The organism is Chryseobacterium sp. MYb7 (assembly GCF_002979455.1).
GTDB lineage: Bacteria > Bacteroidota > Bacteroidia > Flavobacteriales > Weeksellaceae > Chryseobacterium.
Genome location: NZ_PCOU01000015.1, coordinates 11,058 through 36,352, shown reverse-complemented (window position 1 = coordinate 36,352; position 25,295 = coordinate 11,058). Strand labels below are relative to the sequence as shown.

At 37.1% G+C, this 25,295-nt stretch carries 20 protein-coding genes; 4 read left to right on the top strand and 16 right to left on the bottom strand.

What is annotated here, in order from left to right; all coding sequences use genetic code 11:
• Positions 1 to 510 precede the first annotated feature (510 nt).
• Positions 511 to 1,290 carry a helix-turn-helix domain-containing protein gene (locus CQ046_RS13140; protein ID WP_105702687.1) on the bottom strand — a complete coding sequence of 260 codons (780 nt, stop codon included), beginning with the start codon at positions 1,288 to 1,290 and terminating at the stop codon, positions 511 to 513.
• A gap of 71 nt (positions 1,291 to 1,361) precedes the next feature.
• Here CQ046_RS13140 and CQ046_RS13135 point away from each other — a divergent pair, with 71 nt between their 5' ends.
• Complete coding sequence (locus tag CQ046_RS13135) at positions 1,362 to 2,567, top strand: CynX/NimT family MFS transporter (protein WP_228406949.1); 1,206 nt, start codon at positions 1,362 to 1,364, stop codon at positions 2,565 to 2,567.
• 98 nt (positions 2,568 to 2,665) lie between these two features.
• Here CQ046_RS13135 and CQ046_RS13130 read toward each other — a convergent pair whose 3' ends face one another.
• A complete protein-coding gene (locus tag CQ046_RS13130) occupies positions 2,666 to 3,433 on the bottom strand; it encodes an MBL fold metallo-hydrolase (RefSeq protein WP_105702685.1) in 768 nt (255 codons plus the stop codon).
• 92 nt (positions 3,434 to 3,525) lie between these two features.
• On the opposite strand from CQ046_RS13130, the gene CQ046_RS13125 reads away from it, so the two are divergent.
• Both CQ046_RS13125 and CQ046_RS13120 read left to right on the top strand, forming a co-directional pair.
• The gene (locus tag CQ046_RS13125) at positions 3,526 to 3,840 is read left to right on the top strand and encodes a winged helix-turn-helix transcriptional regulator (protein ID WP_105702684.1); all 315 of its coding nucleotides are present in this window, start codon (positions 3,526 to 3,528) and stop codon (positions 3,838 to 3,840) included.
• A gap of 82 nt (positions 3,841 to 3,922) precedes the next feature.
• Positions 3,923 to 4,477 carry a hypothetical protein gene (locus tag CQ046_RS13120; protein ID WP_105702683.1) on the top strand — a complete coding sequence of 185 codons (555 nt, stop codon included), beginning with the start codon at positions 3,923 to 3,925 and terminating at the stop codon, positions 4,475 to 4,477.
• Positions 4,478 to 4,580: 103 nt separating this feature from the next.
• Here CQ046_RS13120 and bioA read toward each other — a convergent pair whose 3' ends face one another.
• The 5 genes from bioA to CQ046_RS13090 all read right to left on the bottom strand — a co-directional run bounded on the left by bioA (position 4,581) and on the right by CQ046_RS13090 (position 9,684).
• The gene (bioA, locus tag CQ046_RS13115) at positions 4,581 to 5,873 is read right to left on the bottom strand and encodes an adenosylmethionine--8-amino-7-oxononanoate transaminase (protein WP_105702681.1); all 1,293 of its coding nucleotides are present in this window, start codon (positions 5,871 to 5,873) and stop codon (positions 4,581 to 4,583) included.
• A gap of 427 nt (positions 5,874 to 6,300) precedes the next feature.
• Positions 6,301 to 7,284 carry a biotin synthase BioB gene (gene bioB / locus CQ046_RS13105; RefSeq protein WP_047374806.1) on the bottom strand — a complete coding sequence of 328 codons (984 nt, stop codon included), beginning with the start codon at positions 7,282 to 7,284 and terminating at the stop codon, positions 6,301 to 6,303.
• Entirely contained in the window at positions 7,284 to 7,898 is a 615-nt protein-coding gene (gene bioD, locus CQ046_RS13100; protein ID WP_105702678.1) for a dethiobiotin synthase, read from the bottom strand. The genes bioB and bioD overlap by 1 nt, the downstream gene beginning before the upstream one ends.
• A gap of 60 nt (positions 7,899 to 7,958) precedes the next feature.
• Positions 7,959 to 9,068 (bottom strand): aminotransferase class I/II-fold pyridoxal phosphate-dependent enzyme, encoded by a 1,110-nt coding sequence (locus CQ046_RS13095; RefSeq protein WP_105702677.1) that lies wholly within the window; start codon positions 9,066 to 9,068, stop codon positions 7,959 to 7,961.
• Positions 9,061 to 9,684 carry a hypothetical protein gene (locus CQ046_RS13090; RefSeq protein ID WP_105702676.1) on the bottom strand — a complete coding sequence of 208 codons (624 nt, stop codon included), beginning with the start codon at positions 9,682 to 9,684 and terminating at the stop codon, positions 9,061 to 9,063. The genes CQ046_RS13095 and CQ046_RS13090 overlap by 8 nt, the downstream gene beginning before the upstream one ends.
• Before the next feature lie 66 nt (positions 9,685 to 9,750).
• Here CQ046_RS13090 and CQ046_RS13085 point away from each other — a divergent pair, with 66 nt between their 5' ends.
• Positions 9,751 to 11,244: a PLP-dependent aminotransferase family protein gene (locus tag CQ046_RS13085; protein ID WP_105702675.1), complete on the top strand. Its 1,494-nt coding sequence runs from the start codon at positions 9,751 to 9,753 to the stop codon at positions 11,242 to 11,244.
• 256 nt (positions 11,245 to 11,500) lie between these two features.
• Here CQ046_RS13085 and CQ046_RS13080 read toward each other — a convergent pair whose 3' ends face one another.
• From CQ046_RS13080 to CQ046_RS13040, 9 genes are read right to left on the bottom strand one after another with little or no spacing between them, the layout of a single operon-like run.
• Complete coding sequence (locus CQ046_RS13080) at positions 11,501 to 12,688, bottom strand: PepSY-associated TM helix domain-containing protein (protein WP_105702674.1); 1,188 nt, start codon at positions 12,686 to 12,688, stop codon at positions 11,501 to 11,503.
• Positions 12,689 to 12,690: 2 nt separating this feature from the next.
• Positions 12,691 to 15,108 carry a TonB-dependent receptor gene (locus CQ046_RS13075; protein WP_123906615.1) on the bottom strand — a complete coding sequence of 806 codons (2,418 nt, stop codon included), beginning with the start codon at positions 15,106 to 15,108 and terminating at the stop codon, positions 12,691 to 12,693.
• Positions 15,095 to 16,483 carry an AMP-binding protein gene (locus CQ046_RS13070; RefSeq protein WP_105702673.1) on the bottom strand — a complete coding sequence of 463 codons (1,389 nt, stop codon included), beginning with the start codon at positions 16,481 to 16,483 and terminating at the stop codon, positions 15,095 to 15,097. The genes CQ046_RS13075 and CQ046_RS13070 overlap by 14 nt, the downstream gene beginning before the upstream one ends.
• 4 nt (positions 16,484 to 16,487) lie before the next feature.
• Positions 16,488 to 16,733, bottom strand: coding sequence for an acyl carrier protein (locus CQ046_RS13065; RefSeq protein WP_047374822.1), 246 nt, complete (start codon positions 16,731 to 16,733; stop codon positions 16,488 to 16,490).
• Between the two features lies 1 nt (position 16,734).
• The gene (locus tag CQ046_RS13060) at positions 16,735 to 18,138 is read right to left on the bottom strand and encodes an MATE family efflux transporter (RefSeq protein ID WP_105702672.1); all 1,404 of its coding nucleotides are present in this window, start codon (positions 18,136 to 18,138) and stop codon (positions 16,735 to 16,737) included.
• On the bottom strand, positions 18,135 to 19,946 hold the full coding sequence (locus CQ046_RS13055; protein ID WP_105702779.1) for an IucA/IucC family protein: 1,812 nt from the start codon (positions 19,944 to 19,946) through the stop codon (positions 18,135 to 18,137). The genes CQ046_RS13060 and CQ046_RS13055 overlap by 4 nt, the downstream gene beginning before the upstream one ends.
• A 7-nt stretch (positions 19,947 to 19,953) precedes the next feature.
• A complete protein-coding gene (locus CQ046_RS13050) occupies positions 19,954 to 21,270 on the bottom strand; it encodes a lysine N(6)-hydroxylase/L-ornithine N(5)-oxygenase family protein (RefSeq protein WP_105702671.1) in 1,317 nt (438 codons plus the stop codon).
• Positions 21,263 to 23,671, bottom strand: coding sequence for a GNAT family N-acetyltransferase (locus CQ046_RS13045; RefSeq protein ID WP_105702670.1), 2,409 nt, complete (start codon positions 23,669 to 23,671; stop codon positions 21,263 to 21,265). Before CQ046_RS13045 ends, CQ046_RS13050 begins: the two co-directional genes overlap by 8 nt.
• The gene (locus tag CQ046_RS13040) at positions 23,643 to 25,169 is read right to left on the bottom strand and encodes a pyridoxal phosphate-dependent decarboxylase family protein (RefSeq protein ID WP_105702669.1); all 1,527 of its coding nucleotides are present in this window, start codon (positions 25,167 to 25,169) and stop codon (positions 23,643 to 23,645) included. Before CQ046_RS13040 ends, CQ046_RS13045 begins: the two co-directional genes overlap by 29 nt.
• Positions 25,170 to 25,295 lie beyond the last annotated feature (126 nt).

Below are 25,295 nucleotides of genomic sequence, written 5' to 3'. Positions count from 1 at the left end.
ATTTGTTTAGATATAGACTTATATAGGCTGTAATTCTTTAATAATTCACTTTTAATGAATATTTTATTTTGCTTAAAAAACAGCACACAATTCATCAGATGGCGAATTATCTTTGATAAGGAACATTTTTATATAAAGAATTCCGGAATCCTAAAAAAAAGTAAAATCATTTAGAGAATAATTATTTTTACTTAAAATAAATATTTTTTAAAAAAAATGAGCTTATAGTGTCTTGTATAACGGGATTTTTGCTTATATTTGTGAATCGAAATAATTTTTTTTCATCATTTGTGTTTTTTTAAGGTCTCCATTCGTGGAGACCTTTTTATTTTGAACAATCTCATAATTGAATATAGCCTACTGAAGTGGAAAATTGACTAAAATGTGAAATATTCCATTTTTCAAACAAGTTAATTGCTTTTGTATAAAGGAATATTCAAACTTTTAAAGGGTTAATAAATCCCTTTTTAAATATATTTCAACCCGCTTTGTAATTGCTTTAAAAGGTTATTAAATAGTTTTAATGAAATCTGTAGGCCTGAACTTCATCATGGAAAAAAAACTTTTAGAATAGGCCTGAACACTCTTATATCCTACCTTATAAGCTGTTTCTGAAATGGTGAAATTTTCTGAACTTAAAAGCTCAAGACTTTTAATAATACGAAGCATTTGCTGGTATTTACTTAAGGTAAGCCCAGTCTCCTTTTTAAAAATACGCTCCAGCGTACGAAAAGATAAAAGGGCTGCATCACTGAGATCCTCCATCTTGATTTCATCCTGATAATGATTATGAAGATGCTCCATGACTCTGGTAAGCCGTTTATCTTTTGGAAGGCTGATATGGAGGGTCAGAGAATGTTCTACAATCCTTGGAAGTTCATTGAAAAGTGCTTTCAAAAATAAATTTTCATCGTTGCCCGATATCATTAGCTTAGACCACTTTTCAGCATATTTTATCATTTCTTTTAAAACCGGGGGAACAGAAAATACATTTATTTCTTGATAAAAAGGTTCTTTGGTATCAATATCTGCAAACATGATCATCAGTTTGATCTTTTCAGAATGGGAATTGGTCTTATGAACAGCATGGGGAGGAATCCACACGGCATGGTTCTGAGGAAGAAGGTATATTTTTTCTTCAATAGTAATATACTGAAAACCGCTTTCTACATATACCAGCTGGCCTTTCTGGTGATTATGGAGAACATCATCGTGAACCCAGTTTTCTTCAAACCATACAAAATAAGGTTTCTTCAGTTCGTCTATTTCTATACTGTCGTTGATGTTCATGTCGTTTTAGGTTAAAACTTTGGCAAAATTAAACAAAATTACTGTGCTAATTTTGTACAAAAGTTTTTATTATGATGAAGAATGGAGTAAAAAAGAATGCTTCGTATGTTTTATTAATTATTAATGTTCTGGTAGTTATATTAATTTCAAGCAATCTGCGATCACCGATTGTGGCAGTTGCTCCTGTATTGGGAGAGATAAGAGATGCTTTGAAACTTGATAATTTTCAGGTGAGCCTGCTTACCTCTATTCCACTGTTTATGTTTGCAGCGTGCTCTGTGCTTGTAAGCAGGTTTTCTAATAAGTTAGGGATCAGTAAACTATTGATGTATTCTCTGATTATTTTAAGTTTCGGATTGTTTCTGCGGATTACCGGATCACTTTGGCTGTTATTTTTAGGATCGATATTTATTGGTTTGGGAATATGTATCGGAAATGTGGTCACTCCTGGATATGTTAAGAATAATTTCCCTAAGCAGATTGCTCTCATGACAGGTATTTTTGCTGTGTCTATGAATCTCACAGCTGCTTTAGCTTCAGGATTCAGTGTGAAAATCGGAGAATTGACAGGATTTGGGTGGAAAGGTTCTCTGGGAATCTGGCTCGTGATTGCGGCATTGGGGGTTCTGGTGTTGTCATTGGAATTTATATTCAATAAAAAGAATCCAAACCCATCTAAAACAGCACTCAGTACTTCAGATTTTAATATGTTCAAATCTGCTCAGGCATGGAATATCAGCATTTTCATGGGACTACAGTCTTTATTTTATTATTGTCTGGTAGCCTGGCTTCCCTCATTTCTTGCTGATTTTCATATGCAGGGAGAAAGCTCCGGCTGGGTGTTCTTTGTAATTCAGATCACGATGATTCCTGTGACGTTCTGCTGCCCAATTATTGCCAGTAAAATGAAAGATCAGAGGATCATGATCCTATTTATATGTACCTTGATGTTTGGAAGTACAATGATGTTTGTATTCATGAAATCTCAGTGGATCTATGTGAATGCCGTAATTATAGGGATTTCCAATGGGTTGTCTTTCAGTCTTTCGATCCTGTTCTTTTCTACGAGAACGAAAAGCAGTATCAATGCAGTTAAGATATCGGGAATGGCGCAGTCTGTAGGATACCTGATTGCCGCATTCGGGCCTCCATTGTTTGGAAAACTGCATGATTGGGATATTTCCTGGAACAGTTCATTTTATTTATTAAGCTGTGCGGTATTGCTGATGCTGTATTTTGGATTGAAAGCTGCGAGAAATAAGTGTGTAGAAGATTAAAATTACCATTTGATAAATAAAAAAGGATAGAACTCATTTCTATCCTTTTTTATTTGTCTCTATATTACTTCTTTTTGAGTCATTTTTGTATTCAAAAATTAAAAATGAAAGTCAACTTTTTCTCCATCATCAAGGATAAAACATCTTGTAGCTAATCCATTTTCATTAATCTTCTCTTTGATATATTTTCGGTCTTCCCTGCAATGACTTACGGCTTCCAGATGAGTTACCCAAACAGTGGATTCCGGAGCGTATTTGCAGACTTTTATAATATCTTCACTGGTCATGATAATAGGATCTCCTACGGAAAAAGTAGCAGCACCTCCAGCTACAATAATGTGCTGTGGTTTGTGTTTGTCAATTTCTTGTGCAATTTCATCATACCAGATGGTATCTCCTACAATGTAGACAGATTGATTTTCTTTTTTAAAAACAAAACCATTTACGATTCCCATTTTTTCTCCGATTTCTCCGGTTCCATGTTGACCTTTGGTTGTAGATATCTCAATATTTTTCCACTGAATCTTATTATTCAAAGCAATAATATTGGTAAATCCTTGTGCTGCAATATGGTCTGAAATAGAATCAGAACAGATGATCGGAATATTTTTATCAAGAAGCTCAATAGCCTCAGTATCCCAATGATCTGGATGAAGATGGGTTACCGCCACAGCATCAATTCCTTCTAATTTTTTCTTTAATTCTTCTCTGCTGAAAGGCAGTCCTACTAGGGGGTTCAGTAATTCACTGTCTGTCATAGGCATCTTTCCCATAGAGCCTTTATCTCCTAGCATGGGATCCACCAGAATAGAAATGCCGTCAATATTCAATAGCAATGTTGCATTGCGCCATAATTGTAATTTCATTTTACTTAAGTTTGTATAGCAAAGCTATTGCCCAATGAGGGTAAAACAATCGAAGGTTACCAAAAGGTTAACCATAAATATTCAATGAACTTATGAATTTTGAAGAATATAAAAACTGTGGATTAAGACGAAGCCTGACAATTCTTTCGGGTAAATGGAAACCTTTAATCCTGCATAATCTTTTGGAAGAAGATCAGGTGCGTTTTGTGGAGCTTTGGCGAAATATACCCCGGGTTTCCAAGAAAGTATTGGCAGAGCAGCTGAAGCAGCTGGAAGATGATTTTATTATTGAACGGATTGAAGTTTATAATTTTCCGCCGGAAGTCTATTATAAATTAACGGAGAAAGGGCAAAAGCTGGGACCTATTCTTTCCGAACTTCATTCCTGGGGAAATGAACTTGGCTAAAACTATTTGATTAATATTTTATATATTGTCGAATATTACAGTATAATTTTAAGTGTATAAAAACTAATAACAATTTTTACAAATGAAAAGAATCATTATTTTGATATCCTGTGTACTAGGTACATGGGCAGGTGCACAGATAGCGCCTCCGCCAACGATTCAAAGATCTAATACCACATCCCGCGGACTTACTGTCAATTCAAGAAAAGGTACATTAATTGAGAAAAAAATCACCAATCTGGGTAAGTTTAAAAACCTGAATATTCAAAAAATTGTAACGAAAGATGTATCTGACAGCTCATCAGAATCTCTTCTGGGAATCATGTATGAATACGAAACATTTGATGAAATATCCAAAAAAACACTCACCCTTGATAAGAATGAACTGGGAAAACTGATTCAGGCTCTTCAGACTGTTGAACAGAGAGAAAATGAAAAGGCGAATCAGGAAACCAAATACAAGTTTGTTACGATGAGTAATATTGAATTTGGAAGTGTTTATCGGGAAAAACTTTCTTCGTGGGTTAATTATATAAAAATTCCGTCTCATTATTTAAACCAGAATTTATTGGAATTCAGTAAAGATGAATTGAAAGAGCTGATTAGTGTATTGAAGAAAGCAGAACAGGAACTTTAAAAAATACTGGCACCAGCATTAAACATAAAAACCTTATAGGTTCTGGAAACCTATAAGGTACATTAAAAAAATTAAAAATAATTATTACCGAAAAACGGATTGTTTACTCTTTAAACAGATCCAAAACTTCCATAATATCCTGATATACAAAGTCTAATTCTTCGGAAGTAATACAATACGGAGGAACCAGATAGATTACATTTCCCAACGGCCTCATGATAATCCCTCTCTGTAAGAATTCATTGTAAAGCTTCTTCCCTATTTCATTGAAATAAGAAGTATCATTCCCGGTTTTAAAATCGAACGCTAAAATAGTTCCGATTTGTCGAACCTTTTCTACATGAGGATGAAAAGCAAGTGCTTTCACAAACTCAGAATGCTGATGTGTAATGCGGTTGATATTCATTTGAGTTTCGTCTGTAAGTAATAGTTCCATGCTGGCAAGAGCTGCGGTACATGCTAAAGGATTAGCTGTAAACGAATGCCCGTGAAATAAGGTTTTATAACGGTCATCAGAAAGGAAAGCATTGTATATTTCGTTGGAACAGGTCGTGATTCCCATAGGTATTGTTCCTCCTGTCAATCCTTTTGAAAAACACATAATGTCCGGTTTTTCTGTGAGATAATCTGCTGCGAAAAGCTTACCCGTTCTCCCAAATCCTGTAAAAACTTCATCCTGAATCATAAGGACTCCTTCTTCCCTGCAGTATTTCATCAACTGGCTGAGATCTTCTGCTTTATACATCAACATTCCGGCAGCACCCTGAACTAATGGCTCATAGATAAAACAGGCTACTTCATCGGCTAATTCTTTAATCTGCGCATGTAAACTATCCAGGTTCTCAGCATTGGGGGTGTCAATAAAAACAACTTCAAACAGCATGCTTTCGAAAGGTCTTGTCCAGAAACTCTTTCCGCTTACAGACATCGCTCCGAAGGTATCTCCGTGATATGCATTTTTAAAAGCTAAAATCTTGGTTTTCTTTTTTTCCTGATTATATGCATATTGAATACACATTTTTAATGCAACTTCTACTGCTGTAGAACCATTATCGGAGTAAAAAACCTTTTCCTGACCAGCCGGAAGCAGCTTCAGTAAGTTTTCTGAAAGCTTTACAGCCGGTTCATGCGTAAATCCTGCAAAAATAACCTGTTCCAGCGTGCTTAACTGCTCAAAAACACGTTGTGCAATATAAGGATGTGAATGCCCGTGCAACGTTACCCACCATGATGAAACAACATCCAGATATTGTTTACCTTCATTATCATAAAGGTAAACTCCTTTTCCCTTTACAATGGGAATAATATCGTCAGCTGTTTTCATCTGCGTATAGGGATGCCAGTTGACGGATTTATCTCTCTGTTGCAGGCTGATTTCTTTTGTTATTGTATTCATATATTGATGTAAAAAAGTAATAATGAGTGATGAAATTGGATCTAACAATAATTTAGTTGAATATGTTAAATGTTAGATTAAGTGCAAAGGCGCAAAATTTATCATCGATTGCTAATATTTTAAGGCGCAAAAAAATTTCGACTTCGCTCAATATTAGATTTTCAGCAAAGAATGTGTTATAATTTTCCCGTAGATTTTTTATATCATTCATAACTTGCAAAAGGATAAAATTTGTACTTTTCAATTTTATCGGAGATAAAATCATTGCGCTTTAAAATATTATTTACCTTCAAAATCTTCGCGTCTTTGCGTTTTCCAACTCATATCCGATTACAGTAGTTTATAAAAATTCAAAAACCAATTTTATAATAAGTGCTATAATAACAATAATCCAACTCATCACTCATAATTTATCATTCATAATTATCTAGCAGCATGTTTCTTTTTTCATCATTGGTTTCAGTCCTAATGTCTGAAGCATCTGCATATCTTCGGAAACTCCAGGATTAGGTGTTACCAATAACGTTTCTCTTTCTCCTGTGAAAATAGAATTGGCTCCTGCCATAAAGCACCATGCCTGCTCGGTTTCCGACATTTCTATACGACCAGCACTTAATCTCACCATAGAAGAAGGCATTACAATTCTTGCTGTGGCAATCATTCTTACCATTTCCCAGGTATCTACTTTCTCATTGTCTTCTAACGGTGTTCCTGCAACTCTCGCTAATGCATTGATAGGAACAGATTCCGGATGTTTTGGCATTGTTGCCAACGTCAGAAGCATTGAAATTCTATCTCTGTGGGTTTCACCAAGCCCGATAATTCCTCCGGAACATACTGTGATTCCTGCTTTTCTTACGTTATTGATGGTATTGATTCTATTGTCAAAAGTTCTAGTAGAGATGATTTCTTCATAATATTGCTCAGAAGTATCCAGATTGTGATTGTAAGCATATAATCCTGCTTCCTGCAATCTGATCGCCTGTTCTTCGGTAAGCATTCCCAGTGTACAGCAAACTTCCAGACCAAGATCGTTTACGCCTTTTACCATATCAATTACCCTGTCGAAATCACGGTTATTACGAACTTCACGCCATGCAGCAGCCATACAGAATCTTGATGATCCGGAATCTTTTGCTTTCTGGGCATGGGCAATTACAGTTTCTGTAGGCAATAAAGCCTGTACTTTAATATTCGTGTGATAACGGGCTGCCTGTCCACAGTATGAACAGTCTTCAGGACATCCGCCGGTTTTGATGGATAATAAAGTGGAAATCTGTACTTCAGAAGGATCATGCCATTCGCGGTGTACGGTGGCTGCTTTATAGATCAGTTCCATGAGAGGAAGGTGATAAATTTCCTCAATTTCTTCTTTAGTCCAGTTGTTTCTTAATGTTGTTTTTGTATCCATTATCCTATTTTTGTTATTGTTAATTGCTTTGCAGCAAGTTGTATAGATTCCTTATCGGTAGTATTGATCTCCGGAATCTTTATAATTTTTGTTTCTTTTTCGATAAAACTGCAGATCACTCTTTCTGTGTCTTCCGGAAAATCTCCATTAAGAATTAAATATTCCAGCTGAATTTCTCTCTGTCGTAGCGCGATGATTGACAACAAACTGTGATTAATACATCCTAAATAATTTCTCACTACCAATGCTGCCGAAAGGTTTAATTCTTCAATCAGATCGATCATGAAAGTAGTGTCTGATATGGGTACCATAAGCCCTCCGGCTCCTTCTACAATTAGTGGACTTGCTGTTTTTGGGAGTTGAAAATCATTCAGGTTGATGGTGATATTTTCTTCTCTTGCAGACTGATGTGGCGATGCAGCCAGCTGTAAACGGAAAGTTTCCGGATGGCAAAAGTCGGTATCTGTCCAGGCTTCAATTTTATGACTGTCTGTATAATGAAGATCTCCAGACTGTATGGGTTTCCAGTATTCTGTTTTAAAATACTGTACTAAAACGGCTGAACAGACTGTTTTCCCTATTTCGGTTCCTATTCCTGTTATAAATAATTTCATGTTTTCGTGATTCGTGATTGGAAGTTTTCCGAGAAAATTGCTTTATTTTCCCTTTTTATTTTAAATAAATTCTTTAATAATTTCTGTCAGTTTCATAATTTCTTCTTCTGTATTAAAGCTGTGAAGACATATTCTTAACCGTTCACTTCCTTCTTTTACTGTAGGGCTGTAGATGGCGTAGGTTAAAAATCCTTCTTCAGATAAAGTGCCCTGTAATTCTTTTAATCTTTGGTTATCTGGAATTACAATAGCCTGAACCGGACTTGTTTCTGCTGACGGAGACTGTAAATTTCTGCTTCGGAAAATTTTAATATTATCCTGAAGCTTTACTGCTAGTTCATGATGCTGATCTAAAAATTCATATCCTGTTTTTATACTTATCCACTGGAAATCCTGTGCTGATGTGGTATAAATGAACGGACTTGCAAAATTGATCAGGTAAGATTTCACCGTTTCATTACAGAGAATTGCCGCTCCATGGGCTCCAAGAGCTTTTCCATAGGTCACAACTGCCGCTGAAACATGATGTTGTAATTGATATTTTTCAATCAATCCATATCCAAAGATTCCAAATGCATGGGCTTCATCTACAATCAAAGAAGCTTTATATTTACCTGCAATCGAAGCAATTTCCTGAATAGGAGCAAAATCTCCTTCCATGGAATAAAGACTTTCTATAGCGATATAACAATGACCTTCCTGTCTTTTTAAAATATTTTCAAGATCTTCAATCTCATTATGCTTGAATTTCAATTTTCTAGCATTCGAAAGTTTACAGGCATCATGTACTGACCGATGAATCTGTTCGTCCACAATAACGGTATCGTGACGACTGGGAAGCGTAGAAAACAAAGCCAGATTTGCATTATATCCCGACGGAAAAAGCAATGCTGATTCGAAATGATGTTTTTGGGCAATATCCTTTTCCACAGAAACTGCAATATCACTATTTCCGCTAATCAGCCTTGAACCTGTACTTCCGGAAAGCAACTGAGGGTTATCCGTAATCTTTTGCAGCAATAAATGCTGAAGTTCTTTGCTTTTTGCCAATCCCAGATAATCGTTGGAATAAAAATCAATTCCATCAGGTTGAAGCCGTAAACGCCTTAACGTTCCCTCCTCTTTTCTTTTATCAAGAGATTCCTGAAAACGAGAGCTGTTGCTAAGCATAATTCAACTGAGCGACTTCCTGGGTAACAGCATTGATCCATTCTTCATGTAATTCTTTTTCAATGGTTAAAATATGTTCTGCATGATGCTTCCAGTCTGGAGCAAATTCATTGAGCTGATGAATCATTTCTTCCAAATGTCCCTCTTCTTCAAGAATGATCGATTTTACCATGATTTTAGAAGACGCTTCCGTAAGTACTTGCTGATATACTGGGTAAAGCTCATCAGCACGAACTTCAATAGCATAGGTTACAAAAAGATAGGCTGCATACTTAATATCTACCTTATCAAGATTGAATGCTTTCTGAAGATAACGGCAGGCTTTAATATCCAATGAGTGAAGATATTGGCTTGTTGCAATAGGTGCCAGAAGTTCTGTAGTTTCGTAGGTTTTGCAAAGTTCAGGATTGATTTTCCCTATTTGTTTCTTTAAATAATAAGCGTGGCGGTGCTCTTCAGCAGCGTGTTTCAGCTGTATCTGAGAAACCAATGTTGGATGTTCACATTTTGATATTTTTCTTGCACCGGCATTTTCCATAAAAGAAAGTGTGTTCAGCCACTTGGCGTGGGTGTTTCCTTCCTGTACAATTTTTTTTAACAGATGATGAAATTCCATAGATTTTTATTTTGATGTCAAAAGTAGTATATTGCCGGATGGTTATATGGTGCCAGTTTTGATATTATGGATAGTCCGGTTAAGATTCCTTATGAAAGTTTTATAAAAATTGATAGAAAATCAGAAACATCTATCTATTTACAGATTGCCAATCAGCTGATCAATGCGATTCAGAGAGGCTTTTTGCCTTTCGGAACCAAGCTTCCGGGAACAAGAACTTTCAGTGAAATGCTGGAAATCCACAGAAATACAGCAGTTGCGGTGTATGATGAACTGTCGGCTCAGGGCTGGACAGAGAGTTTTCCAAACAAAGGAACTTTTGTGATTGGAAAAGATCAGGAAAAACCTGTTAAATTGAACAATTTTGAACAGAATAACCTTCAAAACTATCCTGTTTCCACTGGTTTTTCATTCAAAACATCCAATATTTTAGATAATCCTTTTGAACATTCGGACTGTGAGTATGTGTTTAATGATGGGGTGCTGGATATCCGTTTAACCCAAATCGGACAGCATTCAAGATTTTATAGCTCAATTTTGAAGCGTAAATCTAATCAGAAGGCTTTGGGACATTATAATCATGATGGAAGTGAATTTTTTAAAGAACATTTATCCCAATATCTGAATCTTTCCCGAGGACTTCCTATTTCTAAAAATAACCTGCTCATCACCCGAAGTACGGAAATGAGTATTTATATTGTTTCCGAGATTCTTCTTTCTGCTGGAGATACCGTATTGGTGGGAGCTTTGAGTTATTTTTCTGTCAATATGATCTTTATGAAAGCTGGGGTTGATATTGTTTCTATTCCCATTGATGAGGAAGGAATTATTGTAGAAAGCGTGCGGGAAGCCTGTAAAAAGCAGAAAATACGGATGCTTTATCTGACACCTCATCACCACTATCCTACTACTGTTGCTTTGAGTGCTCAGAGAAGATTTGAGTTATTGGAATTAGCCAATGAATACGGATTTATTATTCTGGAAGATGATTATGATTATGAGTTTCATTACGACAAAAGTCCGATTCTTCCTTTGGCCAGTGCTGATACAAACGGAATGGTAATTTATATTGGTTCTTTCGGAAAGTCTTTAGCTCCAGGGTTTAGGACAGGTTTTATTGTTGCTCCGGAGAATCTGATGACGGAAATGCGTAAATATCTGGGAATTATTGACCGTCAAGGAGATATTCTGATGGAAAGAGCGCTTGGAGAAATGATTGCAGAGGGGGAAATCAACCGTTATCTGAAAAAATCTTTAAAAGTATATCAGGAAAGACGTGATTATTTTTCTGAATTACTGAAAGAAAATTTAGGTGATTTCATTACGTTTCAGAAACCTTCCGGAGGGCTTGCCATATGGCTGGAATGGAATATTCCACTGAATCTGATGCAACTGAGCCGAAATTGTGCAAAAGACAATCTTTTCATTCCTAAAACATTACTGTATCAGAATAAAGGGCTTACGGCCATGCGTTTAGGATTTGGAGATCTTAATTTTGATGAGATGAACAAAGGAATTGTGGTTTTTTCGAAGAATGTGAAGGGATTGATTGGGCGATGAAATATCACACTGGTTGAATAAATTACAGTTTATCTTGCTGAAAATCTAATATTGAGCGAAGTCGAAATGTTCTTGAGTCTTAAAAAAGTATAGAGATTAAAAACTTGCGCCTTGCGATTTTTAAAAAAAATTTAAGCAAAGAGTCTACTTTAGTTTTAGAACGCAAAGGCGCAAGTTAGATTATAACGTTTTGTTTTTAAGGCGCTAGGATTTTATCTCCGATAAAATTGATAATGAATACTTTTATTTCTCTTTATCAATTCTGAGTAGGAAAAACAATTTTGTTTTTCTTATGTTTTGGTTTCTTCTTTTTCTTATTCAAATAGATAATAAAACCGGTAATTGGGAGTGATAGTGCTATAAGCGCTGCCAGAAAATAAATAATTCTGGTGGTCAGTCCCAGGATGCTTCCGGTGTGAAGATCATAATTTCTTTCTCTTAATGCGGTTCCATATCCGATATTTTTGTTTTTATAAGATTGAGATTTTAAAATTTCTCCTGAATATTGATCAAAATTAAAATGTTCATTTCTATACTGCCTTCCGTCATAAGTCAGCTCAGCATAATAGGTTCCTTCTTCCGATCTCGGAAAATTCACAAGGGCTGATTTCTTGTCTTTCAATCCTTTTTCCATCGTATTTCCAATCAGATTGAGAATATTTTCACGGTTTGAAAATTCTTCGGAAGGAATGGTACTTTTGGCTTTCTTTTCTGTGGGAGTATTTCCATTCAGTGTGTTCTTTACCCATTTGTCTACATCTTCAAAGCTCCTTATCAATGCGGAATAAGAGATTAAGAGTAAAGGAATAATGGCATAGAATCCCAACACATTATGAGCATCATAGTTAATCCTTTTCCAATTGGCGGATGTTTTAATGAAAAACATTCCTTTCAGCATGGCTTTACTCATTTTGCGGGGATACCATATCACAAGCCCCGATAAAAGTATAATAGCCAATATCAATGTGGAATAACCGGTAATCGCTTTTCCGATTTTTTCACCCAGCAGAAGTCTTCTGTGAAGATCGAGTACAATTTCGAAGAAGTCTTTTTTGGCATCTTCTACTTCCTGTACTTTTCCGGTATAAGGATCTACATAAATTCGATAATAATAAAGATAAGTTCCCCAATACGTCCATGCTTCGTTATCCATTTTTAAGGTACGGAATACATAGTTTCTTGAGGGATCGGAAGGCATGATGACTCTTTTGACCTTTAAACCTTCCGGAAGTGCTCTTTCTGCTTTTTCCGTAAGCTCTGACAATGAAAGTTTGTTTCTTCCGATGTTTTCAACGTAATATCTGTTGGGGTGAACAATATGTTTTAATTCTTCTTCAAAAGCCAGAATACATCCCGTAGCGGCCATAATAACAACTATAAGCCCGGACGTTAGTCCGAGCCATAGATGTAACTGATATGCAATTTTTCTAAACTTCAGCTTCATTCTTAAAATTTAAAGCTCACCTCAGCAACAAAATTACGAGGCATTTGAGCGACTACCACTCCCTGTCCTGCAAAATATTGTACATTGCCCAGGTTATTCATTTTAAATCCTAATCTGTATCTTTCTTTTTCAAGGGAGATGGAAGCGTTCACTAAAGTATAAGCTGGGAATGCAAACTGTCCGGTAACGGTTTTGTTTCCGGTAATCTGTTTTCCAACACGGTTTACTCCAAAACCAACTCCAAGTCCCTGAAGTCCTTTGATTGGAAAGATATAACTGATCCATGAATTGAATACATTCGCAGGACCTGCAGACTCAGGACGACGCCCGTCTACAGCTGGATCTGCTTTTTCGTATCTGCTGTGATTGTAGGCATATCCGGCCATAATATTTAATCCCTGAACAGGGTTCATGATGGTTTCAATTTCAATACCTTTACTTCTTTGTTTTCCATCCTGAACAACAATGTTGTACTCTTTTCCGTCACGGATTACACCGCTTCCTCTCTGGATATTGTCAACAAGGATATCGTAATATGAAACGGTAAAATTAACCTTGTTTCTCCAAAGGTTTCCTTTCAATCCTACTTCCCACTGATTCGCCATTTGAGGTTTCATTTCCCCGCTAATGTCCGGAAGCTGCTGTGCAACAGGTGCTGTATAACTGAAACCATTCATATAGTTACCATAGGCAGATAACTGATCTTTAAGGATTTGGTATACAATTCCTACTTTTGGAGACCATGCAGTCTGATTGAAATCTCCGGTTCTGGTATTGTTATTCAGGTTGAGCTGTCCTTTACTTTCGTAGTGATCCATACGTAAGCTTAAAAGCGTAATCAAACGGTCTGTAATATAGGTAACGTTTGAAATATAAGCTCCATAAAGATTTGAAGCAGAATTATTTCTTACCAAAGGAGCTGTAGAAGTCTGGATTTTCTGCAGCACAAGATCTCTTGTGATATTGGCATAACCTGCTAAAGTTTGTCCGTTGATGTTGTCATACACCACAATTGGGGAATGGTTGTTATTGATGGTTTGATTTAAATAATCTAATCCAATCAACACTTTATTTTTTATGCTTCCGATTTTAAATTCACCATTAAAGTTCTGCTGAATACTTGTAGAAGAAGCTTCTGAGTTCTGCCATTGTACATTACGTTCCAACGTAGCATCATTTAAATTCCCTCTGATGAACTGATATTGATACAATCCTTCTGTCTTTCTGAAGTTTCTTGAAAGCAAGGTTTGTGACGTCCATTTATCTGAAATTTTGTAATTCGCCTCAGCTTTTACATTAATAGATGGTGCTTTTAAAGTAATATCATTATTGGAATACGATTTTTTCCAGTCGAAGCCCAGTTCGTCCGGATTGTGGGCGAAGTAAGGTCTTGTTCTCGCAAGGAAAATAATCGGTGTATTGGTTCCTTCATAATTGTAAATCTGAGCTCCTAAATTGAATTTCAATCTGTCATTCACTTCATAGCTTATCGTAGGGGCTACAAAGAATGATTTTCTGAACTCAGAATCTCTGAATCCGTTCTGATACTGATAAGCGGCATTCAAACGGAATAACATTTTTCTGGACTCCGTCATTGGCCCATACACATCAGCAGTTACACGGTTCAGGTTATAGCTTCCCATCAGATAAGAGGCCTCTCCTCCGAAATAATCTTTCGGTTTTTTGGTTACAGCGTTGATCAAACCTCCAAAAGATGTTACAGCCCCACCATACAATGTTCCTGAAGGTCCTTTGATCACTTCAAGACGCTCAAGATCGGCAGGGTCTATCTCTCCGTTGGTGGTTGCTGGCACTCCGTCTACCATAGATACTTTGGTAGGAAAACCTCTAAGGCTGTAGTAGAAACTTCCGTCTCCTGAACCTCTTCCCGGGCTTCCCTGCATTTTTACCATACCCGGAACGTTTTTCAATACTTCCGAAATATCGTAAGTAAGCTGTTCCTTCATGATCTGCTGGTTGATGCTTGTGTAAGCCTGCGGATTTTCAAGAACTTTTAAAGGCATTTTAGCCACTGAAGTACTGTCTTTATCCAAAAATTTATTTCTGCTCACTGCATATACCGTAATTCCCTCAATCACATTATTATGTAAAGGGGCATAGATAGCAGGGATTTCATAGACATCTTTCTGAATCTGGATAGGTTCCCTCATCAGTTCGATATCATTTAAAACCACCTGAAGCATATATTCTCCAGGTGGTACATTTTCAAAGTAATATTCTCCTAAATTATTGGTTTTTGCCTGATAAGACGTATTGACAAGTCTTAAAACAGCGTTTTTTACCGGTGCTTTTTCAGACAGCATGATTTTGCCATGAATTCTGTCGCCCTGCTGTGCAGAAAGCGAATTTGAAGATAAAGCAAGACCAAGAAGTAATATAAGGGTTTTAGATGTTTTCATGCTGTAAGTTTTGTAACAGGGGATAGTTTATTTTACCGTTTTGTGATAAGGGGAATGATTCTATAAGTTCTGTGCGTACATATTGCGGGTTGATGCGCAGTTTATTTTTAATAGTTTCGGTGATGATCTGAGGATCTATTTCCGGATTGTCATACAATACCACGATTTTTTTATCATGGGCATTCAGACATACGAAAGTATTGCCCTGCATTTCATTTTTAAGGATAAATTCTACCTCATCGAGATTAAGACGTATTCCGAAAAGCTTCATGATACGCTTTATTCTACCTGTGATGTAATAAATTCCGTTTTCACCTTTTCTGGCGGTATCTCCGGTATGCAGTACGGAAGGCTGCTCATAAGTGGCAAGATCCTCCAGTTTATTGGCATAGCCTCCGAAAATACTGACATGAGAAAAGAGCAATTCATCCGTTTCAGGATCAATTTTGAAGCTTCCTCTTTCTACCACATTTCCGATTGATGTTTCTTCTTCCAGCAATCCTTCTGTAGTAAGATAAGCCATTCTTCCTCCTGCTTCCGTCTGTCCGTATTGTGCAAAGAAATCTTTTTTAAATTCGTGACAATAAGAGAAAATAGTTTTTCTCAATTCAGCATTAATCACCCCTCCGGTATGGGTAAAATATCTAAGACTTGGAGAATCTTTTCTGAAAAATCCTATTCTGTTTAGGTTTTCATAAAGAAAAGGAACTCCGCCCAACGTACTGTAGCCGTACTCCTCCATTTCATCCCAGAATGCTTTCTGCATAATGTCTTTATCTGTACACACGATTCTTCCGGCACGCATACAATTGGTAGTGAAAATAGAGAATCCATATACGAAGTTGATCGGAACATTTAAAGGAACTACATCCGTTCCCTGAATCGGCATGTACTGAAGAATGCTCAATGCGTTCTGATAAAGGCTTTCATCAGATAATTTAACCAGTTTCGGAACACCTGTTGTCCCAGACGTACTCAAAAGGATTTTAATGTCAGGATGAATCGTAACTTCACTCTTATAATCATCCTTTGCAAAGATGCTGATCTTGTCTGAGAATGCTTTCAGAGTATATCCTTCAATGGCTTCTCTTTGTGGATCAAAGATGTATTTCGGACGGTATTCTGCCTCAATACGTTCTTTGAATTCCTCATGCAGTTTCTGCCCCAGTACGGCAATCGTGTGTGCTGTTCCATAAAAATTGAGAAGCACCTCAATACTGGACAGCTGATTGTCATTGTACAAAAACATCAGTCCTTTTTCTACCGGGTTTAAGCCTAAAGACCGGTACAGTGTTCCCACCGGTATTGTTGTACCGGTGGAAGCATCTGTAACCCCCAAGTTCTTATTGGCAATTACATTTTCTAAAATTTTCATATGCTTAGTTTTCTACGAATACTTCGTATTTTTTCATTTTTTCGCGAATTTTTCCGACGGTTCCCATCTCCAGAATATCATTAAAATCAAACTTGATCTGATAAAACTGTTCAAGCGCTTCTACGATAAGAAGATGAGACATAGAATCCCATTCCGGGATTTCCTGATACGTTAGTTTTTCATCTACCAATTCTTTTTTTATGGCGATGGCAGAGGCGATAATTTCATAAAATTCTTCTGTAGTGTTCATTTTAAATTTTTATAGTTTTCCATTTTCCATTTTTAAAAATCATGAGGAATAGTACAGCCAAAACGATTTCCGAAGAAACGATTGCGGTAAATATTCCTCTCAGTTCCCACTGAAATCTTACTCCTAAGAGATAAGCCAGAGGAAGCTGAATCACATAAAACATGACGAGGTACAACAACGTTACCTGTAATATGTTTCCGGCCGCATTCAGAGCACGGCTGATCACCATGGTGAATCCTAACAGCAGATAAGCCATAGATACCACATGGATGTATTGAACCGCATATCTTGCAACTTCCGGTTCTGTAGTGAAAAATTTCACTACATATTCCGCTGCAATCTGCCAGAATAAGGCTACAAGTAGCAGATAAGTCATGTTGATGGTTCCGGCTCTCCAAACAGTTTTTTCAGCACGTTCCGGTTCTCCTGCACCCAGATTCTGTCCTGTAAGAACTCCTGCTGCATTTCCTATTCCCCAGGCAGGCATCGTTGCTACTGAAGCAATACGCTGGGCAATAATGTATCCTGCAAGAGCTGTTGTTCCGAAGGTAGAGATGATCTTCACCATAATCAGCCAGCTGGATGTTGGAATGATATACTGTACCAATCCACCAAAGGCTATCTTCAAAATCTTTTGCAGCAATGGAATATCAAGCTGTAATGGAACTCTGATGATGATACTGGTTTTTCCGGATATTAATACAAAGGCTTGGTATAAAACACCTAACGTTCTTGATAAAACTGTAGCATACGCCAATCCCATTAATCCAAAAGCAGGAATAAATCCTAATCCGAAAACCAGGATCACTGCAAAAATGATATTGGAAATATGGCAGATCCAAAGTGATTTCATAGCAATATCAGCATCACCAGCCCCTCTGAAGAGTCCATTCACAGAAAGGCGGAGAATCACAAGCCCGATACTCAAGAAAACCAGTCTTGAGAAAGAAACGCCTTCGGTTACCGTACTGGCATTGATTCCCAAAAAATCAACGATTTCTGATGCGAAAAAGCAGGAAACTCCACCAATCAGCACTGCAAAAAACAGAGCCAGCAAGATGATGTATTGGGCTGTTCTTCCCATTCCCTCTTTATCCTTTTCGCCTGCTCTTCTGGCGGTAAGGGTTGCTGCTGCAATTCCCAAACCTACTGCAATGGCATAAGCAAAATTGATGTAGTTATCTGTAATTCCCACAAGACCAAGAACCTTGTCGCCTAATTTTGCAATAATCAACAGGTTGACGCTTACAAAAACAGATTCCATGACAAGTTCCATCACCATGGGAATGGCAAGACTAAAGATGGAACGGTTGATACTTCCGGAAGTCAGTTCAACTTTCTTTCCGGCTATGGCTCCATACGTAAAAACCGCTCCTTCTTTTAGTATATGCAGGAATTTCCTCATACTGCTGCTACTGAATTTTTATTAGCAATCTGATACAACGGATTAGGCAATGCTCCATCTTTTCTTGGAATAGCAAATGCTTTATTTTCGCTGTACCCGTTATTTTTCAGACGCAGACTGTTGATATAGAATCTTTTGAATGCCGGCACGTACAGGTCATACTTTTCGTATCTTTCCTGAAGATGGGTATTCTCAGTTTTATAATTTTCTACACAGTTGTGAACGAGTTCCCAGAATATTTCTTCATTAAAGTTGGAATACGTATGCAAAGCATTCGACAGATATCTGAAGAAGGCATCAAAAACGCCAAGCAAAATAAACAATGGGATATTTTCTTTGTTGGAAGACTGAATCAAACCGTCTGCAAGGTGTGCAGGAAGTTTTTCTCTGGCTTCTGTGGTAAGTACAATATCATCCACAAAATCTTTGATTACGATTCTTTTTGGAATTCCATTTTTCAAAACAACCATAATGTTTTCTCCATGTGGCGTTACACATAATGAATGGGTGTAATAAATGTGTAATAATGGGGTAAGATAGGCATCAAGATAGCTTTCAATCCATTCTTTGATACTCACACCTGCTTTTTCTGCAAATGCCTGAACCAATGGAACTCCATTTTCATCTACATAAAGTAATGAAGCCATGGTTACCATTTGCTCATCTTCTTTCAGATAGTTTTCAGCACTTTCTCTCCATAATGCGCCAAGGAATTCATTATACTGATAAGGCACACTGGCAATAGCTCCATATTGTGGATGCAAATAGGTAATTGCAGCCTCTTCTCCTAAGAAAATAGTTTCTTTATTATCCAGATAAGCATCGTCTTTAATCAAACCTTTTACCCAATCTGTAATAGCAGGAGCAATTTTCATCTGTTTAGGTGATAATCCTCTGATATTTCCCGTACTCAGAATAGAAACAGCCGTTTTCAGGTATCTCTTTTTAGGATGATCTACATTGAATAAAGTACGGATACTCTGCTGCGCACTGTACGTATCACTACCCTCACCCAATTGTATTAAAAGTCCGGAAGCAATATCTCCCGCAAAATGAATCTGAAGCTTATGCTCCCACTGCCATGGATGTACAGGAATAAAATGATAATCTTCAACAACCTTTCTTTTGTTCAACAACTGCTGCTGAAAATCATTATATAGATCTTCTCCTATTTCAGAACGATAAAATTCTTCTCTGTTAATATGTTCCAAAGACTGGAATGACGATCTGCTTTTATGCGAAGCCAGCCAGATTACTTTTAAATTTTCATCGGCTTCAGGGGCAAATGTTTTAAGATCTCTTGGAGAAAAACCTAATCGGCTTTTGTTTACAATTACCCATGGATGTCCGGTCATATTATGCTCTACCGTCTGGTAATCTGCATCTGCAAGCTCTTTTGAAGACATTACTCCTCTTGATAAGATTAAAGCATCACAATACAAAGTATGCAGTAATTCTTCCGTGTATCTTGCAATGGTATAAGGATCTAAATCGAATACAGACTGCATTTCCAGAAAGAAAGCCGCTACATCTACTGAAGACAGGTCTTCACCGTTTTCTGTTTTTGTAATGCTGTCTTTATCAATATGCCAATAATCCATCATTCTTTCCTGTCCGCGGAAGCTGTAGACAATATTTTCAACTCCGGTTTCAAGGGTAAAAACAGTATATCCGTTTTTATTTTCAAAGGTTACCACAGGCTTTAGAAGCTCTTCATGCATCAGTTCTGCGATGGTTTTGGCCATTAGGTTTCTGTTAGCCTGATTCCAGTTTTCCTGGCTTACTGTATTTTTTAAGTTGGTGTTCATTTTTTGATTAAATTTTGGCAGTTGGTAAATCAGCATATTTTTCTACATCGAAATCCTGGAAAGCAATTTTCTTTTCAATTTTATAATGCTCTCTTCCCAGAATATCATTGATGATGTAGGAATTACGGTATGCAGCCATTCCAAGATCTGTAGAAATATAGCTGTGAGTGTGTACTTCAGCATGAAGCACATAAATTTCCCCTCCGTTGTGGTCTATTGAATAATTTCTGTTGACATCAAACAATCCGCTGGAATCTCTCTTGATTCTATCCTGAATATTCTTTAAGAATGCAGGCTCGTGGTAACGATATCCTGTTCCCAGAATCAGATAATCCGCTTCCTGATCATAAGGTACTTCCTGTTCCAGTTGGGTAAATTCGAGATTGATGAAATCAGGGTTACTGCTGTCTACTCTATTCAGCTGGCTGTTAGGAATAATTTTAAGATTAGGATCAGCATTGTCAATATTCAGATCATAAATAAAGTCGTAAATATCATTGATCAGATCATAATTGATTCCTTTAAACTGAGCTTGCTGTTTGCTTAAAATGGTTTTTCTTGCAGATTCACTTCTGTTGTAGAAATATTCTACGTAGTCAGGTGAAGTAAGTTCCAGCGTCAACTTAGAATATTCCATAGGGAAAAATCTGTCCGGACGGGAATACCATCCCAGTTGTGTTTCTTCATTCCTGTTTTGAAGAAGATCATAAAAAACTTCTGCTGAACTCTGGCCAGAACCGATAATTGCTATTTTTTTACCCTGAGACAAAAGTTCTTCTTTTCTATACAGATAAGAACTTGTATGAATAACACGGGAATCATCCTTCGGAATGAAAGAAGGAATATGAGGCTGTGTCCCTGTTCCCAAAATCAGTCTTTCCGTTTTGAAAACCGTAGTTTCTTTGGTTTTGGTGTGAATCGTAGTTACATGATATAAACCATCTTCATAAGTAATATCCACTACCTGAGTAGAAAAACGGCATTGTGGAAGCTGTTCAATCACCCATTGGCAGTAACGATTGTATTCTTTTCTCGGAATGAAAAAATCTTCTCTGATAAAAAACTTATACAATCTTTCGGTTTCCTTCAGATAATTCAAAAGACTTAAAGGATTCGTAGGATCAGCCATGGATACGCAGTCGCATAAAAATGGAGTCTGTAAGGTTACATGGTCAATCATCAGTCCCGGGTGCCAGTCGAAACCATCTCTCTGGTCCAGGAAAAGGGTTTTCAGTTCCGAAATCGGATTAGATAATGCGGCAAGTCCCAGATTGAAAGGACCTATACCTATGCCTATTACATTGTATACGGCTTCGTTAGTCATTTTTTGTGATGTTTGTGGTGATTTGTACCTCTTTATTCTGTGGAAATTTTTCCCAGTACCATTCTCTGTAACAGAAGTTCAGATTGGCTTTTTTATGAGGCATTTCTATTACTTTATCTACTTTGAAGCCTACATGGGCTTTATTCATCATAGATGCAAGAGAGTCTACAGATCCTTCTCCTACCATTTTTCCTACTTGTGGCTGTGCAAAAACATAGTCAACCATAGATTGAGTGGATGGAGATACAAATTTCTTTTTAGGATCAATAGGTGCAATAAACTGGTGCGTTCCGTAATCGGTAGGAAGCACTTCGTAATAATCGCCTACGATATCTCTGCAAGCCCAATACACTTCAATATTACAAGAAGGTTCATCGTTTCCTGCGATGATATAACTGTGTGTTTCATCACTTGGAAGCATCAGCCTGTAGTAGGTTTCAAGCTCATCTATCGGCCAGTTCATCTGCCAGATTTTTACAGCATGTTCACGGTTGAACCACTCATGAAGCATTTCAAGGTCATTTTCAAGATCTATAGGACGCATACTCATCGTCACATCCTCTTTCTGGAAATATCTTTTAAAGAAAACTTCTGTTCCCTGTGGATTGATTAACTGATCCGAGAAGAAATGCTTGTGAAGAAGGTTCGGAACTTTAGCATAAGAAATAGAAGAAGCATTTACACCTCCATCTACATCAGCAACCGCCGACTGTAGGTTTGACTTTACTGCCCAATATCTTTGATTCAATGCATAATCCGTTAATGAGGAAGGTTCAGTTTCATGAAGATTTTCAAACTCTCTGTACAGAATATGGATTAATCTTCTTTCTTTAACCAGACCTGTTTTACCTATGGAAGCAATCAGTGCACTCAGGTTACTTACCAAAAGATGATGAGAAACAATATCCAGAAGACGCTCATCTCTGATGAAAAGATCTTCAATTTCAGGATAATCTTTGATCAGTGATTCATATTTTCCTTTAAAACTTTCTTTGATCAAATATCCTTGCCCATCTCTTACGTAAATAGATTGAGGAAGCAATTGATTATCCAGCTGAACAAGCAGATTCTGCTGATGAACTTCCGGCGCCATACCTAATTGATTGTACAATCTATTTAAAGGAGAAAGCAACAGGTTTACATACTTTTCAAACCAGATAATAGCTGCTTTTTCTACATCTACACCCAATTGATTCGCAACATTCTTAAAGAAATGCGTCGTAAAATTGAAACCATCTGTAGATTCATCCTGACAAAGCCTTGCTAATAAAATCACCTTATCTTCATTTGAAAAAGGATTTTCACGGAGCAGTATATTAAGACTGTCCATATTTTTTCCCTCATAATGAACACTTAACGTGGAAGGTTCCAACAGTAATTTAAAATTCGGGAAATTTTGTTCAAATGAAGCTTTTTGATGCTGCCACCAGATTGCCGAAGCATATCCTCTGTTGAGATCTTTTAAGCTATTTGTTCTTACAGAGCCTGTCATTAAAACATGCAAAGAGAACTTTAACATCCAGCTAAAGTCCGGATTGTATACCGTTCTTATGGAAGATGTTGCGTAAAAATCTTCTCCTAATGGCCCGATGTGAATAATTTTCCCGGAACCAAGCATTTCAGGATATTCTTCGGTTGATAAAAGATACTGTGCTTCCCATGGATGGCATGGAACTATATAAAAATCATTTGTGTTTTCAAAATCGTAGCTTTCCGGTAAAGAAGTCCATTTTTCGAAGATTTCTTTTGCAGAAATTCCTGGAAGGGACTTTTCCGTGATGCAGTCTTTGTGAATCAGGAAATAATCCAGTTGAAATCCTTTCCCGAATTCAGGACCATATAAAAGCTGTTCTTCCTCAGAGAATCCCATTCTTGATTTGGTGAAAGGATGCAGATTGTGTCCGGCAGGAAGCATTTGCTCAGATTCAAGGAAAGAATAGGTCAACAGCTGATCATCCTGAAGACAAGCTTCTGTTGTCAGTTCCAGATTTCTTAAGCTGCTTTGAATTCTTTCCACAAAGTTTCTGAAACCCGTTTCGTTTGTCGTCTCAGAAAGTTCTCTGTAAACCAGTTCAGTAAGCTTTTGATCATTAACTTCAAAAACTTCCTGATTTTGATGATCCACTGCCCACAAAACAGGTCCGTATTCATGAAAAAGGGTTTCGGAACGATAAGAAACCGGAGCAAATAAAAACAGTCCGCTTTTCTTCATTTCAAATCTCATATACAGCGGATAATTGCTATTCTGAAGAGCTTTTGCTGTCAGAAGATCATATTTCGGAACACCCTGATAGAATTTTCCGTTTCCCAGTTCTCTCAACATTCCGTTCAACAGAATTCTGAAAGTAATTTCCCGGGCTTTTTCTCCCGTTTTATTTTTCTGAATTAAAGTCTTTTCCATGATTTTTGATTGTGGTGAGAATTTGATGAATGTCTTCTGTAGTCGTAATCGGGTTCAGGAACGTAAACTTCAGATAGAAGTTTCCATCCACTTTTGTACTTGCTACAAGGATTTCTCCACTGTAGAACAATTTCATCTTGATGTATTGATTCAGCGCATTCAGATCACTGATTTCCGGATTGATATATCTGAAAACAAGAACACTTAAGTCAGAATCTGAAAGAAGTTCAAAATCTGCATCTTCCGTAATCATTGCAGCGGCATCTTTGGTAAGATCAATCACGGTGTCTGTATATTCTGCTAACTGTTCTTTCCCCATCATTCTTATGGTAAACCAAAGTTTTAAAGCATCAAATCTTCTCGTACTCTGGGTAATGGATTTATTGATCTGTGCCGGAATTTCTTCTTCGTCCATTTCTTTCGGATTCAGATAATCGGCGTGGTGTTTAAGAATCAGCAATTCTTTTTTATTTTTAACAATAAAAGCACTGCTGCTGATAGGCTGGAAGAATGATTTGTGGTAATCAATCGTTACAGAATCTGCTCTTTCAATACCATTGATCAGGTCACGGTACTTTTCACTTAATAATAAAGCGCAACCATAAGCTGCATCTACGTGCATCCAGATGTTATATTGTTCTGCAATATTGGCGATATCATCCAATGGATCGATATTTCCAAAGTCTGTGGTTCCAGCTGTTGCTACAATACCAATAGGGATGTTTCCCAGCTGTTCTTCTCTCTTGATATACTTTTTCAAAAGAGAAATATCCATACGGAAACGGTCATCAGTAGGCACTTTAACAATACTTTTCTCACCCAGTCCCATAATGGACGCATTTTTCAGATTGCTGAAGTGAGATTTATCTGAAACAAATATTCTGAAACGGCTTGCCTCTGCTGGCAGACCATCCATTTTAATATTGTGATGATATCTTTTCTGAGAAAAACAGTCACGCATCATGACCAATCCCATTAAATTGCTCTGTGAGCCCCCCGCGGTGAAAACACCATCGCTCTCATTCGTATTATATCCAATTTGACCAGCAGTCCAGTCGATCAGTTTTCTTTCCATGAAGGTTCCTCCGGCACTCTGATCATAAGTATCCTGTGAAGAATTGATAGCACTTACAAGGATTTCTCCTGCCAATGCCGGAATTACTACAGGACAATTAAGGTGAGCTACATATTGTGGAAGGTGAAAGGCTGTGGCATGTTTCACATAAATATCATCTACTTCTGCCAGAAGCTCATTATAATTGGAAAGTTTTTGATTAAGATCAATCTGTTGTACCATTCCTTTCATTGTTTTGGCTTCTATACCACTGAAAGGCTTGTTGTTTCTGTGAAGAAATTCCTGAACCAGGTCTAAAGTACTGTTGACAGCATTACGATAATGATCATAATTGTCAGGATGAAAAATATTCCCAAAATTCCCCGAAATGTGAGGTGAAGTGGTGCTTGCGAGCTCTTCTAGGGATATTAAATTGTTGTTCATAAAAGTTTTGTAATGTGATTTTTTAAATCTGTGAGTTGTTGTGGTTTTTTCGATATATGATTATATATATCTGATAGTCAGGTTTTTAAATTTTACATTTTTTATTATAATTTATTTGGTGATTGA